The sequence below is a fragment of the Nocardia sp. NBC_01377 genome, from assembly GCF_045040005.1.
GTDB lineage: Bacteria > Actinomycetota > Actinomycetes > Mycobacteriales > Mycobacteriaceae > Nocardia > Nocardia noduli.
Window position 1 is genome coordinate 7,028,955 of the sequence record NZ_CP109566.1, and the last position, 15,295, is coordinate 7,044,249.

The following is a 15,295-nucleotide window of genomic DNA, read 5'->3' on the forward strand; positions in this document are numbered from 1 at the left end:
TCTCGCTGTTCACGGGGTTACCGTACCGACGCTCCTTTCCTCGGGTGCGGCAACGGGGGTCGCGGTGCCGGTCGCGGCGATGGCCCGCTGCCCGGCGTCGGCATGCCTGCGCAGTTCCGCGACGGCGCGCAGTTGTTGTTCGAGTACCCGGCAACGTTCGGTGCGCCTCGCCGCCTCCATCGACGCCGCCTCCTGCGCGGCCCGCAGCGAATCGTCGATCGAGCGCAGACTGCGTTCGGCCACGCCGCCGTAGTGATCGCGCAGCGCGCGGTGGATCCGGTGCAGCCGGTCCTTGGAATCCTTGCCCGCCTGGAAGGCGACATCGTCGACGAAACGGCGCAACGCCGTCTTGGCCTCGTTGCGCCTGCGCGCCAGCCGGGCCTGCTTGTCGTCTCGGAATGCCTTGCCGCCCACGATGACACCCGCCCCGATGGATATCGGATTGAGCATGGCGAGCCCCGCGAACGTGGTGGCGAGTCCGACCATCAGGACGCCGCCGTAGGAACCTCGCATACCGACGAGCAGTTTGCTCGCGAAACCGATATCCGGTTCCAGTTCGCCGAGAGTGCCCGCACCGGAACGGGATTCGTCGTTGTCGTGACCGGTGCGCACATCGGGCAGTTCGACCGCGCCCACATCGGTGAAATGTTCGGCGACCCGTTCGGCCAGCAGGACCGCGCGCCGATGGGTCCAGAGCAGATTGTCACCGATCGCGGTATCGACGGTGCCCGTGAGCCATTCGGCGATGCTGTCCCAGCTGCGGCCAGGATCGTTCTCGTCGATCCATTCCTCCCCTGTGCGGGCGATGCCGCGCAGCCGATCTCGCAGATCGTGATCGACGTCGCCCGCCAGATCGGTGATGCCGTCCGCGAGCGTCTGCTGCCACGCCGCGGTCCGCCGCTGCAACTGTTCGGCCGAGGCGCGCGCGGACTGCAATTCGCTGATCGCCGCGGCACCCTGACCCGGATCACGCAGCGCGACCAGCTCACTGCCCAGTGCCAACGCCAGATGTTCAGCGGCCGAATGGATGTCGCGGGCAACCAGATCCCTGGTCGCGGCCTGATCGCGGGCGACGACCTGGTCGCGCAGGAACTGGTACAGCACACCGAATCCCGATTCGACACCGAGTTGGGCGTCCTGCAACCGCAGCGCGTGCGAACGCAGCAGCGACGACACCGGAATGATCGGCACTTCGAGTCGGGCCGCGCCGATATGGCGCAGATCGGCCTTGTGCACCCGCCGCCAGTGCGGATACATATCGGTCTTGGTGAGCAGCAGCGCGACGTTCGGGCACAGTTCCCGGACCTGACGCAGGAACGCGAGTTCCGGTTCGGTCAGTTCGGTGGACGCGTCGGAGAGCACGAGCACCGCGTCCGCTCCCTGCGCCATGCCGAGAACCCCTGCCGCACCGGAACTTCCGTGCCCGCCGACCCCCGGGGTGTCGACCAGGACGATACCGTCGGCCAGCAGCGGATTCGGCAACTCCACCTCCCAGCGCAGGATTCGTCGGCCCTGCGTGATCGGTGAGCGCGCGGTGACCGAGCCGAGTTCCTCGATCGGAACTTCGACGCGGGTCTCCTGCGCTCCCTGCTGCGGACCCGCGAGCACCAGCACGGCCCGCGCCTTCGGGCCGGGAGCGAGCAGCATCGGCGCCGTCGTCGTGGTGTCGTCGCCCACCGGGCAGATGTCGATATCGAGCAGGGCGTTGACGAAACGGCTCTTACCCTGGTCCGACTGTCCGGTGACGACGATGCGGCGGCGCGGATCGCGCACCCGGCCCGCCGCCACCTCCAGGCGGCCGACCAGATCGTCGCGCCCCGCCGCGCGCGCCGCCGCGATGGTGTCGGCGAGCACCGCCAGCAGCGGTACCGCCGGCGCGGCGGGCGGAGTGGTTGTGGGAGTCCCCATCGCGGTGTCGACCTCTTTCAGTGCAGGAACGCGTCGGCGGACGGATCGGCCCCTGCGTCGACAGCGGAGTCGGCCGCGCCGAACAACCCGGACTCACCGGTGACCGAACTGTCGAGACCCGAACCGAACGCGCTCGAAACATCCAGCGACGACCAGGTATTCGCGGTCGAGGACAGCGCGCTTGACGCCATCGCACCGACACCGTGGCCGTAATCGGCCTGCGCGCCGGTGTCGAACGCCCCCGCGCCGGCGGCCGAACCACCCGCGCCGACACCGTAATCCACGGCACCGCCGAGTCCGGCGGCCGCGCTGGCGCCCAGTTCACCGCCGGTCGTGAGACCCGAATCGAGTCCGCCGGTCAGACCGCCACCGGTCGACAGACCCGAGCCGATATAGCCGGACGAATCCAGCCCCGACGTCAATCCGCCTGCCGCACCCGCGCCGAGGTCCGCCGCGGTGCCGAGGCCGGTCTCCAGTCCGGCACCCACCTGGCTCGCACCACCGAATGCGCCACCGAATGCGCCACCGGCGCCTACCTGGCCCGCACCGACGAGGGCTCCATCAGCGTCGACGTGGCCTGCGCCACCGAGCGCACCACCGACACCCGCGCCGACCGCGCTCGCACCACCGAGCGCACCGGACAGTCCGGACTCCAACCCGGAACCCACCTGACCGGCCGCACCGAGCGCGCCTTCAACACCGGCACCGGCCTGACCTGCGGTACCGAGGGCACCACCCAGACCGGCAGCGAGACCTCCGCCGAGTCCGACGCCGGAATCCACGGCCGCACCGAGTCCCGCCCCCGCCTGCCCTGCTCCACCGAGCCCGATCGACAGCCCGGAGTCCACGTCGGAGCCGAGTTGTCCGGCCGCACCGAGAGCTCCGGAAAGTCCCGCCTCCAGCCCGGAACCCACCTGTCCCACCGCGCCGACAGCACCACCGAGACCGGTCGTCACCGACGCACCCGCATCACCGACGGCGTCGAGTCCACCGGACAGCCCGGTCTCCAAACCGCTCCCGCCCAGCCCACTCTCCAGCCCACCACCGATTTCCGCACCCGCACCGAGCGCCGCCCCCACACCCGTCGCAACACTCGCCTCCAACCCGGAAACCCCCTGCGCACCCGCCCCGACTGCCCCACCGACACCGGCACCTACCTCGCCACCGACCCCCGTCGCGGCACCGAGAGTCCCGTCCAGGCCAGCACCGAGGGCGCCGTCCACGACGCCCGACAGTTCGCCGCCGATACCGGCAGCAGAGTCAACGACACCGCCGACCGCACCGCCGAGGCCGGTATCCAGGTCGGCTGCCGCGCCGACGGTACTGTCGAGAGCACCGTTCAGACCGGCGCCCGCACCGAGCGCACCGTTCAAGTCGGCACCCAAATCACCTGCGGCGCCTACGACTCCGTTCAGAGCTCCGTCGAGCCCCGTGCCGATACCGGCCGCACCACCGAGCGCACCGTTCAGCCCTACCCCGAGACCGGCCGCAGCATCCGCCGCACCACCGAGCGCTCCATTGAGTCCCACACCCAGACCGGCCGCAGCGTCGGCCGTACCTGTCAGCCCCACACCCAGACCGGCGGCAGCACCTGCCACACCATCGATGGCACCGTTCAGCCCCGCACCCAGACCGGCGGCAGCACCGATGGCACCACCCAGCGCGCCGTCGAGACCGGCGCCGAGGTCGGCCACCGCGCCACCTGTGCCGTCGAGCGCGCCACCGAGACCCGCACCGAGACCCGCCGCGCCGTCCAGCGCACCGCCCAGTCCGGAATCGAGGTCCAGATCGACGTCGGCGCCGGTCGATCCGCCGAGACCGAGTGCGCCGCCGATGGTCGTTGTCAGGTCGGCGAGCGCGTTCAGACCCGCGTCGATCCCGCCGCCGATTCCCGCGCCCACCTGCAGGCCCGCGTCGAGGCCCGAGTCGAGGCCGATACCGAGATCGAGGTCGAGGTCGAGACCGGTGTCTCCGTTCAGGCTGATGTCGGCACCGGTCTGCGCGTCGGCGCCAAGTCCGATTCCGGCGTCGGCCGCGGCGACTGCACCGGCCGTGACCGCGGCGGCAGCGGCGGCGTTCCCGCCCGCCGCGACGATCGCGGACAGTTGGGAACCGCCGGCGACCAGCGCGGATTCGGCTACCATCGGGGCGACGGCGGCGATGTCTTCCGGTGTCACGGCCGCGAGTCCGGCGGCGGCGAGGGCCTGCTCGGGGTTGGCGCAGTAGCCGAGCGCCGCTTCACGGTCGCGCAAAAGGCCGAGGATGAACTCGAGAATCGCATTGGGTGTCATCTGGAATCGTCTCCTGGGATCGGCGGACCGCTTCCATCCGCGGCAGTTGGAATACATTTCACGCTAGGGACCGAACTCGTTACGAGAAACGGGGTTCACCCCTATGGCTCACCTCGGCAACCCATTAGGGGCCGTCGCCGGATTAGGGGAATTTCCCCGTCTTTCCCCGGCCGTCGGTAACGGTTCTCAACCAGCAACCGACAGATCTGATGCGTCGGCGCGACACTCGGCGTTCGTGCAGGGACAACACAGCAGCGACCATCGGACCCACTGAATTCTCGAGCGAGGTTCACGAATGACAGAGCGTCTGGCGCTCGGCATCACTGTCGGGGCGTTGAATTCGGTCGCCGTGGCGACATCGGGGACCGTCGACGATGTCGACGTCGGCCCCGCCTACGGGGGCACCGTCCTGACCCATCCCAGCGTGCTGCGCCTCGGCGCCGATTCCGGCCCTGTTTTCGGGACGGCGGCGGGTCCGAGCAGCCGACATTCGAACGACATCGTGTTCGAAGGATTCCTCGATCGCGTCGGCGATCCGGTCGATCTGCTCGCCGAGGACGGCTCCACCCATTCCGCGGCCGCACTGGTCGCCACCGCCGTGCGCTGCCTGGTCGACGAAACAGCCACGGCGACAGCACAAGCGCCGGAAGCGGTGATCGTCTGCCATCCCGCCTGGTGGTCGCGTCACACGGTGGACGTGCAACGCGGCGCGCTCGCCGCCGCCGACCTGCCCGAGGTGACCCTGATCCCGGAGCCGACCGCGGCGATGGGTTGGCTGGAGGCCGCGCACGGACGGCTCGACGACGGCGCTGTCGTCGTCTACGACCTCGGCGCGACCGGGCTCACGATCTCGGTGATGCGCACCGGAGCGCACGCCGGTCCGCTCGCTACTCCCTTGCGAACAACCGATGTCGCCGGTGCCGAATTCGACCTGCTGGTGATGCGCTACATTCTGGCTAATGCGCGGCAGGGAAATGAATTCGACCCGTTCGACCCGGTGATCGAAAAGGAATTGTCGGGTTTACGCACCGACTGCCGGAAAGCGAAAGAAGCGCTTTCCATAAATACCGCGACCGTTGTTCCGGTCGGGCTGGATCCCACCGTTCCCGGCGGCCAGCGGATCCGTCTCGTCCGCGACGAACTGGAGGAACTACTGCGGGCGCCGCTGCTGGTCTCGCTCGATCTGATCCGCGACGCGGTCCTCCGCGCCGGACTCGGTATCGGCGATATCGGCCGGGTGCTGCTCACCGGCGGCGGCAGTTCGATCCCCTTGGTCGCCGAGTTGATCTCCACCGAGTTCGGCCTCCCGGTGGTCGCCGCGCCCGACCCCGCGCAGACGAGCGCGCGCGGCGCGGCGGCCCTGGCGACCGATCTGCTCACCGCCGAGGTGGCGACCACCCCGCACGGCTTCGTCGCCGACACCCCCACCGACGCATTGCCCGCCGCGGTCACGGCCGCCCGGCCCGCCACCGATCTCCAGGCCGACGCACTGCCCGTCGCGCCACCGGCCACGGGGATGACCACCCGGCGACGTGTCGCGATCGTCGCGGGCGCCGCGCTGGTCATGGGTCTGATCGGCGCCGGCACGCTCGCGATCGGCACCGGTCTCCCCGGAAGCCCGAATCAGCCCGCGTCCACCGAGCGGCAACAGGTGACGCCCGGTGAACAGGCGTCCGCGAACACGACCTCGAGCGCCGACGGAACCGCGCCCGCGCGGCCCGCGGCGAATCCGGCCACTTCCGGTGCGCCGCAGGCGGGCAATCCGGCAGGCGGAACGGGATCCCCCACGGGCGCGTCCCCCGTTAGCGGCACGGTCGGCGTCGTGAACGGTCAGAGCGCTCCCGCCCAGGCCGGAACCGGCGAGTCCGCCCCCAACACGGGCGGCCCGGCGACCGCGGCGACCCCCGAGAACGGAACGCCGCAGCAGGCACAGGCGCCCCAGCCCGCGCCACAACAACAACCGGCGCCGCAGCCACAACCGGCGCCGCAGCCCGCGCCCCGGCCGCAGCCTCAACCCACGCAGATTCCCCTGCCCGCCCCCACGGTGCCCAAACCGCAGGTGCCGAGCCTGCCGACGGGCGTGCTGGAGAACACCATCGACGGCGTCGGCGAAGGGGTGGGCGGCGCGGTAGGCACCATCCTGGACGCGCCGGGCGAGATTCTCGGAGGCAACGGTGGCTGACATCGCGTTCGACACCATGCCCTATGTCAGAGAGATCTTCCGCGAACTGGATTCGACGGACCCCGAAACCTCCACGGTGCTGATCCGAGGCCGTTCCGGCACCGGTAAATCGACCCTGCTCGCCGCGGTCCGCACCCGTTTGCGAGCCAGGGGCGTACCACTGCGCGAGACCATCCGCGAGAACCTCTACGCGCCGATGCCCGAGCACATCGCGATCGACACCGACGGCAGCGGAGCGCGTCGGCACAGCGGAGCGGGCCCGCGCCCGGCGCTGATCATCGACGACGCCCACACCCTGAGTCCAAGCGATCTCGAATCACTCTGCGCGAGTATCGAATCCGGCAAGTACACGGTCGTCGTCGCGGCCCAGCCGCGCCCACACGACACTCGTCTGCGCGCGTTGGCCGACGCGGTCGCGCGCCGTGGCCGCGTCGTGGACCTGCGCCCGCTCGGGGTTTCGGATATCACCCCGTTCGCCAGGGAGTTGGGGATGGCGGTGCCGCGCGCGGTGGCTCAGCACATCCACCAGCAGACCGGCGGTATCCGCGGTGGCGTCGTCGCGGCGCTCACGGCGGCCTGTTCCGCCCGCCTGGACGCGGGGGTGCGCGCGGTCGACGAGGCCGTCTCGCACTGGGCGCGTTCACTTCTGGACAATCTGGAACCGGATCTACTCGAGACGCTCGCCGTCGCCACCACCGGCACCGGACTCGATTCGACCGAACTCACCGAAGTACTCGGCGTCGATCCCCCAGCGGCCCAACGTCTCATCGATCGGGCACGGGCGACCGCCCTGGTCACCGACGCCGATCTGCTGCTCGCTCCCGCCGTTCCCGCGCTGCGCACCATCCTCGGCGATCGTCGCTATCTCGCCGTCCAGCGCAGACTTCTCGCCGCCAGACTGGACGCGGGACTGCTACGCGACCAGACGGCGCTGGCACTGGCCGAATCCGGCGTCCGTGACGACCGCCTGGCCGACTTCCTCTGCGCCGCCGCCGAACACGCGGGGCCCGCCGCCGTCCGCTTCTACAGCGCCGCCGCGGGCGCGGGCGCCGATCAGGACCGGATCGCACTGCGCTGGGCCGAGGCGGCGGCCCGCACCGGTGACGGTGAGACCGCCATGCGCCTGGCCGAACCGGTACTCGCCCGCTCGGAGGTGACCGGCGCCGAACTCGCCGACGCCGTGCGGATCTGCGCCGGAGTGCTGACTCGGCGCGGGCTCGTCGGCCGCGCCGCGCAGCTCTACACCTGGCTCGGCGCGCACCGCATCGGTCCCGACTGGGCCGTCGGCGCGACCGTGCTGTCGCTGGCCGGCAATGTCCGCGACGCCGCGGAACTCTCCGGCGCGGCGGCGCAGTGGCCCCCGACCGAGGCGAACACCCAGGCCCGGCTGATCGCGACGGCACTCGGTGCATCCCTGACCCGTGGCGAGTCCGCCGTCGCGGTGTCGACATTGCTCCAGGCCGCGCATATCGACGTGAATTCGGATCGGTTCCTGCCGTGCACGCCGGTGTCGATCGCGACACTGCTGTGCCTGAGCACCGGCGAACCCCGCCGGGCGGGCGAATCGCTGCTGCGCGCGACGGATAACGGCGTGCGCAGCGGGCAACTGCGGGTGCTGGCCGCCTGGGTGGCGATGCTCGGCGGTGACGAGCAGGGCGCGGCGGCCACCGTCGCCGCCCTGGACTGGGACGCGCTCGACATCCGTGACCGCCTGCTCGCCCACGGCGTCGCGGTGGGTCTGGCCCGGCGCGGCGGCGACCACGTGGCACTCACCAAGACGTGGCAGGCGGCCTACCCGCTCTTCGACGACGTCGACGCGGACCTGCTGACGCTGCTGCCGGTCGGCGAACTCTGGCTGGCCGGTATCCGATTGCGCGACGAACGCCGGATCACGCCCCTGGTCGAGGCGTCGCTGTCGCTGCTCCGATCCTTGAACCAGCCACCGACCTGGGCCAACGCGTTCCACTGGTACGGCGTCCAGGCCGCCATCGCGCACAAGAGCCCCGACGACCTGCTGCCACACGCCCACCTGCTCAAATCCGCCGCCGAATCGGGCGATCGGCACGCCGCCGTCCTCGCCGACGCCGGACGCACCTGGGTTTTCGTCCTGCGCGGCGAGGTCTCGGCCGCGCATGTGGAGCAGGCCGTCACCGGTCTGCGCGATATCGGGCTGACCTGGGACGCCGCCCGTCTCGCCAGCGAGGCCGCGCTGGCCGCCGACGATTCGGCCACGGCGACCGCGCTGCTGAAACTGGCCCGCGCGATCCGGTCCGAATCCCGCCCGCAGGAATTCTCACCGCCACCGACCGCGACGGCGCAGCCCGCTCGCGGACGCGGCGCGACGCCCGATCCCGCCGTGCGGAGCACCGACGGCAATCCCATTCTCAGCGAGCGGGAGCGGGAGGTCGCCGAACTGGTCCTGCTCGGTTTGACCTATCGGGAAATCGGCGCTCGCCTGTACATTTCCGCGAAGACGGTGGAGCATCACGTCGCCCGCATACGGCGCCGAATCGGTGCCGGGTCACGTTCGGAGCTATTGTCGATGCTTCGCGCCATGGGACACGGCTCGCTGCTGGTGTGATCACGGCACGGGCCCGACGATGTCGAAGCGAGGAATTGGGATGGCCACTGGGGTGGGCCTGCGGATCGCCGAGGACGAGTGCACGGCGGCGATCGTCACCGACGCCGGTCAGCTGGATTTCCTCGTCCGCGACTCGATCCTGCACATGGCCGAGGACGGTGACACCGTCCTCGGCGGTGACGCGCCGCCCGGTTCGCATTCGATCACCGGTTTCGTCGGCGCGGTGGGCAATCCGGCCGGGCTGTCCGTCGATGACGGCGAGGCGTATCGGGCCGAGGATCTCTTCGCCACCGCGCTGTTCTGTCTGATCAACCAGACCACCGAATTCCTGAGCGGGCCCGCCGAGTTCTACGCGACCCACCCCGGTGAATGGTCGCCCGCCCTCGTGCAGTCCTCACGTGAGGCGCTGGACTATCTCGGCCTGCGCTCGGTGGTCCTGGTCAGCGAAGCCGACCTCCCCGCGATCGATACCGCCCAGCCCGGAAGGTCCTTCGCCTACGACGCGGCCCGCGCGGCGCTGGCCGCCGTGCTGGCCACCCCCGCGGGCGCGACGCCGCCCGATCCGGCCAACAGCGAGAACGCGACGGTCAAGACGGACGTGATCCCCGCGGTCGCCGCGGCCATGGCACTTCCGCAGGCCTACTCCCAGGCCATGCCGGCCGCCGCGCCGCTGCCCACCGAGGTGCTCAGCGATACCGCGCGGGTCGATACCGTGCCCCCCGCCGCGGTCGTCGCCCCCGCCGCCACGGCGAATCAACGACGCACCCCCCTGCTCATCGCGGTGGCCGCGCTCTTCGGACTGGCACTGGGCGGTCTCGGAGTCGCTGTCGTGTTGCACGGGGAGAGCGCGCCCGAACCGCCGCCGGTGCGCGACGCGCAATCCGACCAGTCGACACCCGCCGCGCCGCCCCCGCCGCTGTCGATCGCGCTGCCGACCGCCGAGCCGACGATCGTCATCACCGGCACCACCGAACCCGAATCGACGACCACCGCGCCGGAACCACCGCCTCCCGAACCGACGACGACCACGGCCGAACCGACGACGACGGCGCCGAGTACCACCAGTCGGACGACCGCCCGTCGGTCGACGACACGCCCGTGGTTTCCGACGCCGCCCGGGTGGATGCCGACGGACTCCGATTGGACGCCACCCACGTTCACCGTGGAAGTCCCGCCGATCCGATGATTTAGTGACGCCGGACAACGGTTTGTGCCCTAAAGTGGTGCGCTGACCGGTGTTGTCGCAACGTTCGACGCAATGTTCGCGGACGCCGGTGCGATGCTGGACGATGACTGTGCGCCAACGGATTCTGCCCTGGCCCATGGATTTAGCTGGCACATCAGTGCCGACGAAGGGACTTCATGCGCAAGTTGGTGGCGCGTCGCGCCGCGGTCAAGGCTGCCTCGATCGGAGTGGCCACGACCGTTCTCCTCGCACCCTTGCTCGGCATCGGGTCCGCCTCGGCGGAAGCTCCCGAACAACTGTCCGCCGAAAACCTGCCCGCCGAACTCGTGCAGGCCATCTCACGCGACCTGAACCTCACCCCGTCGGAATATCTCGACCGGGCCGCCCAGGCCCAGGAACTCGGGCGCTACGCGCGCGATTTCCGTTCCCAGCGCCCGGACACCTTCGCGGGGGCGTGGATCGGCACCGACGGCAAACCGGTCGTCGCGGTCACCTCGGCCGACGCCGCGCGGATCGCCAGCGCGGACGGCTACCAGACCCGGATCTCCGCGGTGTCGGCGAACAACCTGGAACATTCGCTGACCCAGGTGAATCAGTGGATCGCGACGCTGCCGCGCGATCTGTCCGAGGCCATCAACTCGGTGGCCATCGACATCCTCAACAGCCAGCTCGTGCTCAGCATCGCCAACACCCCGGCGGGCCACGTGCTGAATCTGCCGACCCTGATCGCCAACGTGAAGGTCATCCTGTCGCCCGGTGGCGGCGGACCGGTCGAGCGGCGGCCGATGGGCGGCGACACCTACATCAGCGCGCCGACCTCCCTGCACGACACCTCGCTGCGGGGCGTCGACGTCTGCTCCTTCGGCTTCAACAGCGTCGACGCGTCCGGTAACGCGCTGAACATCAGTGCGGGGCACTGCGATCCGAACCTGAGCAAGGCCAACCAGCAGGCCAGCGTCTACCTGCCCAACATCAGGGACATCACCAACAGTCCCGAGGTGGGCACCTTCTTCACCGCGGAGCTGGGCGGACAGTCCGGACTCGACTACTCGGTGATCCGCCTGAACTCGCGCGCCGTCGAAGCGGGTATGGATCAGCCGTCGGTGCGCGGCGCCAACGGCACGACGCTCAACATCACCGGCACCGCGGAACCCGTCACCGGAGCTCCCGTCTGCAAATCCGGGCAGTCGTCCACCTTCACCTGTGGTTTCGTGGTGGCGGACCGGGTCGAGACCCAGCTGTACACGGCCGACGGCGAGAGCAAGACGGTGCGCGGATTCGCCAGCTCGGCGTGCACCCTCGGCGGCGACAGCGGCGGCTCGATCGTCACCGGAACGCTCGCGCTCGGCATCACCAGCGGTTCCAACGCCGCCGACGCCCCCAACTGCACCGAGGCGAACACCCAGCTCGCCCCCTACGGCGGTACCGCCTCGCTCGGCATTCCGATCCGCGCCATCCTGGCCGATATCGACGCCAATTCCGGCGGCGGCGTCGGGAGCGGCATCTCGGTCCGCACCCAGCCCGCCAACCAGTGACACCGAACCTATGACCATCGCCGGACGCGGGCCGATCGAGTCCGAGTCCGGCATTACCGCACCTTGGGATGAGTAGTGATACCGGTCGCGAACCCATATAGTCTGGGCATGCTCTTGCTGCCACGTAGAGGTCAGTTCCGATCAGCTGTGCGACGGACCAGAGTCAAGAAGACAGTGATCGCGGCCTCGGTCGCGATTCTGCTGTTCGGACCGACCGCCGCCGTGGCGAACGCGGAACCCGCCGAGGCGCCGGGGCTGCCCGCCGAATTGGTCGCCGCCGTCACCCGCGATCTGAAGATCTCCCCCGACGAATACCTGCGTCGCGCCGATCTGGCGCAGCAGATCGCGGCCTTCGCGACCACGGCGCAGCGGCAGTACCCCCAGGTCTTCGCGGGATCGTGGCTGGACGACTCGGGTAAGGCGGTCGTCGCCGTCGCCCAGGGCCCCGGGGCCGACGAGGCGCGCAAGTCGGCGCAGACGGCCGGTTTCGAGGTCCGCAATGTCGCCAAGAGCGAGGCCACCCTGCGCGGTGAGAAGACCGCGTTCGAGCGTTGGCTCGACGGCCAGCCCGAGGCGATCTCGAACCTGGTGCGCGGCGCCGTGATCGACACCGTCAACAACAGCATCGCGGTCAGGGTCGATCAGGCTGGACTGCCGCTGCCCGGTTTCATCGATCCCGCCCGGATCATCGTGATGGCCCCGCCGATCGCGGGTGAGGCGCTTCCCGCCGCGGACGAGATCGCGAGCGCGGCCGACCGCGGTTCGCTCATCGGCGGCGACGGCTTCGCCTCGGTGGCCGGTCGCAGCTCGCTGCGCTGCTCCTTCGGCTTCAACGGCACCGACCGCTCGGGCAACGTCGTCAACATCACCGCGGGCCATTGCAACCCGGATCTGCCGTCCGCGGGAACCGACCGCGCCGCGGCCGTGCACGAACTGGTGAACGGCGAGCGGATCGGCGCACAACTCGGTGTGTTCCAGAAGTCGGTGCTCGGTTCGCAGGACTACTCGATCGTGCGCATCAACGACCAGGTCAAGGACCGTTTCACCAATAACGGTGTCCGGGTGCCCGGTGCCGCTCCGATCCTGATCGAGGGCGTCGGCACCCCCGTCGTCGGCGCGCCGGTCTGCAAGTCGGGCACGCGCACCGGTTTCAGCTGCGGTGTGATCAACGCCGTCGACCAGACGGTCCTGGTCGGCGACCGGGAACTCACCCAGAGCTTCTCCGCCAACATCTGCGCCCTGCCCGGTGACAGCGGCGGCGCGGTCGTGACCGGTCGGCTGGCGCTGGGCATCTCCAGTGCCTCGTCGGTGGCCGACTATCCGATCTGCGCGATCCCCAACCTGATCGGCGCCCTCACCGGCGATGTGCCGCAGCTGTTCGCGCAGCCGGTCAGCGTCGTCCTCTCGGACAATCCGGGACTGCGGGTCCGGACCGAGTAATCGGTACAGACGATCAAGGCCGGTAGCGCGCGTCGCTACCGGCCTTTTCGCTGCTCCACGGCAGGTTTCCACTGCCCTTACGCAGCCTGAACGCGCTGCGATCCGGTGCCGTCGACCGCCCCGGTGCGGCATTCTGGACCGTATGTGTTTGGTGTTGATCGGTTGGCGCGCGCACCCGGGCTATCGGCTGATCGTCGCGGCCAATCGGGACGAGTACTACACCCGGCCGACCGAGTCGATGCGGCGCTGGACCGAGGTGCCGGGGGTACTCGCAGGCCGTGACATCGGCGCACAGGGTGTATCCGACGCGGATCCGCCCGGCACCTGGCTGGGCCTGAACGAGCGGCACGCCCGATTCACCGCGGTCACCAATGTCCGCAATCCGGACGACCAGCGCGCCGACGCCCGCTCCCGTGGCGCGCTACTGATGGATTTCCTGCGCGGACTCTCCGATCGCGGCGCGCACGGTGCATTCCCCGGCCCACGGCAGTACCTCGAAGGCGTCGCTGCGGCACCGGACGACTACAACGGGTACAACGTGGTGGTTTCCGATCTCGAGCGGCTGTGGTGGCATTCCAACCGCAGCGCCGCACCGCCCCGCGAGCTGACTCCCGGATTCCACGGCCTGTCCAACGGCACCTTCGTCACCTCCGCGACGCTCGGCCCGTCGGCCGAACCGGAAGCGGCGCGCCCGATCTGGCCGAAGGTACGCAACGGCCTCGCCGGACTGCGCAAGGTCGTCGAATCCGAACCCGGTTCCCTCGACGACTATTTCGAGGTGCTGGCCGATCCGGTCCAGGCGCCCGACGAAGCGCTGCCGCACACCGGGGTTCCGCTGGACGACGAACGCGCGCTATCGGCCGGATTCATCGCCCACCCGGTACACGGGACACGGGCGAGCACGGTCCTGCTCGTACGCGAGGACGGGACATTCGATATGGCCGAGCGCTCGTTCGGCAGACTCGGCAACCCGCAGGGCGAGGCGGCCTTCCGCGGCACCGTGCCGATGGGCGGGGCGCGGGCGACGTCCTAGAACGCCGATCGGCCCGTTCCCAGCGGGAACGGGCCGATCGGTGCGATGAATTGCGTCCGAAAGACTACTTCGGGGCGTCGGCCACCTTGGGGGCCTCGCCCGAGGCGACCTTGGGGGCATCGGCCGGCTTCTTGTCCGACCACTGGGTGGTGTCGGCCTCGGCCTGCATCACGTTGATGAGCTCGACGCCCGCGGCGACCAGGGTCGGTCCACCGATGGCGATGGTGCCCAGGATGCCGCCGACGCCCGCGCCGGTCACCAGGCCCGGCACGCAGCCGGCGACCAGGGTGACGACACAGCCGATGATCGCGCCGACAGCGGTACCGACGAAGCCGCCGATGGCGGTGCCGATGCCGAACTTGCTGGCGAAGTCGTTCTGGGCCCGCTGGTTCTCGTTGGCCGAGGCGATCGGCTGCGCGGAAACCGCCTTGGGCGCGACCGGCGCGTCCAGGCGCAGATTCGCGGGCTTCTGCGGGGTGACCTCGAGGACGGTGCCGTCCTTCTTGACCTCGGGCTTCACCGGGATTTCGGTGCCGGCGGCATCGAATTCCATCGGCAGGCTGATGACGACGTTGCCCTTGTCGTCCTTGACGTCGACGACATTCACCTTCGGAGCGTCCGGCGTCGCGCCGTCCTTCTGCGTCAGCGCGAAGGTTCCCCCACGAAGCGTCGCGACGACGACCTTGTCCACCAGCTTGACGGAGTAGTTGATGCCTTCTTCAGCGGCGGGCGCCGGTGCGGGATCGGCGTGCGAGGTGCCGATGCCCACGGTCATCGCGCCGATGACCAGCGTGGCCGCCGCGGTGGTCCTGCGGAGGTTCATTCGGTTTTCCAATCCATCATCAGAGTTGTGGCAGCTCGTTTTCTCACGCGAGAGCTCATTCAATCCGAGAGGTGGTCGGCCCTTCCGGATTCTCCCCGAGCGGTGCGAATACGAGCACAGCAAACAGAACGAGCTGAGCCTAGTCGAATCGGTCCCGAGATGCGAGATCCATTACCCGCCAATGAGAGTAAGCGTGTCCTTACCGATTGGACACATGTCCTCGCACTTTACGGTGAGAAACCTCCGCGCACTTACGGCTTCCGAATGACTTCCTGTGATGTTCCACACAGGTAAATTCCGGGTCAAGCCCCAGCAT

Annotated in this window: 9 protein-coding genes; 6 read left to right on the forward strand and 3 right to left on the reverse strand. The window is 69.7% G+C overall.

All coding sequences use genetic code 11. The annotated features are described in order from the left end of the window. Nucleotides 1–9: 9 nt before the first annotated feature. Entirely contained in the window at nucleotides 10–1,908 is a 1,899-nt protein-coding gene (locus tag OG225_RS32445; RefSeq protein ID WP_405178647.1) for a dynamin family protein, read from the reverse strand. A gap of 17 nt (nucleotides 1,909–1,925) precedes the next feature. Next, nucleotides 1,926–4,199 carry an IniB N-terminal domain-containing protein gene (locus tag OG225_RS32450; protein WP_405178648.1) on the reverse strand — a complete coding sequence of 758 codons (2,274 nt, stop codon included), beginning with the start codon at nucleotides 4,197–4,199 and terminating at the stop codon, nucleotides 1,926–1,928. Between the two features lie 295 nt (nucleotides 4,200–4,494). On the opposite strand from OG225_RS32450, the gene OG225_RS32455 reads away from it, so the two are divergent. The 6 genes from OG225_RS32455 to OG225_RS32480 all read left to right on the forward strand — a co-directional run bounded on the left by OG225_RS32455 (nucleotide 4,495) and on the right by OG225_RS32480 (nucleotide 14,156). Beyond that, nucleotides 4,495–6,381, forward strand: coding sequence for an Hsp70 family protein (locus tag OG225_RS32455; protein ID WP_405178649.1), 1,887 nt, complete (start codon nucleotides 4,495–4,497; stop codon nucleotides 6,379–6,381). Then, on the forward strand, nucleotides 6,374–8,962 hold the full coding sequence (locus OG225_RS32460) for a LuxR C-terminal-related transcriptional regulator (RefSeq protein WP_405178650.1): 2,589 nt from the start codon (nucleotides 6,374–6,376) through the stop codon (nucleotides 8,960–8,962). Before OG225_RS32455 ends, OG225_RS32460 begins: the two co-directional genes overlap by 8 nt. Before the next feature lie 40 nt (nucleotides 8,963–9,002). Beyond that, complete coding sequence (locus OG225_RS32465; RefSeq protein WP_405178651.1) at nucleotides 9,003–10,148, forward strand: hypothetical protein; 1,146 nt, start codon at nucleotides 9,003–9,005, stop codon at nucleotides 10,146–10,148. 176 nt (nucleotides 10,149–10,324) lie between these two features. Beyond that, a complete protein-coding gene (locus OG225_RS32470; RefSeq protein WP_405178652.1) occupies nucleotides 10,325–11,683 on the forward strand; it encodes a S1 family peptidase in 1,359 nt (452 codons plus the stop codon). A gap of 147 nt (nucleotides 11,684–11,830) precedes the next feature. Next, entirely contained in the window at nucleotides 11,831–13,123 is a 1,293-nt protein-coding gene (locus OG225_RS32475; RefSeq protein ID WP_405178653.1) for a S1 family peptidase, read from the forward strand. Between the two features lie 142 nt (nucleotides 13,124–13,265). Further along, nucleotides 13,266–14,156, forward strand: a complete 891-nt coding sequence (locus tag OG225_RS32480) for an NRDE family protein (protein WP_405178654.1) — start codon at nucleotides 13,266–13,268, stop codon at nucleotides 14,154–14,156. A gap of 64 nt (nucleotides 14,157–14,220) precedes the next feature. Here the strand turns inward: OG225_RS32480 and OG225_RS32485 are convergent, their stop codons facing one another. Further along, the gene (locus OG225_RS32485; protein ID WP_254189981.1) at nucleotides 14,221–15,042 is read right to left on the reverse strand and encodes a hypothetical protein; all 822 of its coding nucleotides are present in this window, start codon (nucleotides 15,040–15,042) and stop codon (nucleotides 14,221–14,223) included. Between the last annotated feature and the right edge of the window lie 253 nt (nucleotides 15,043–15,295).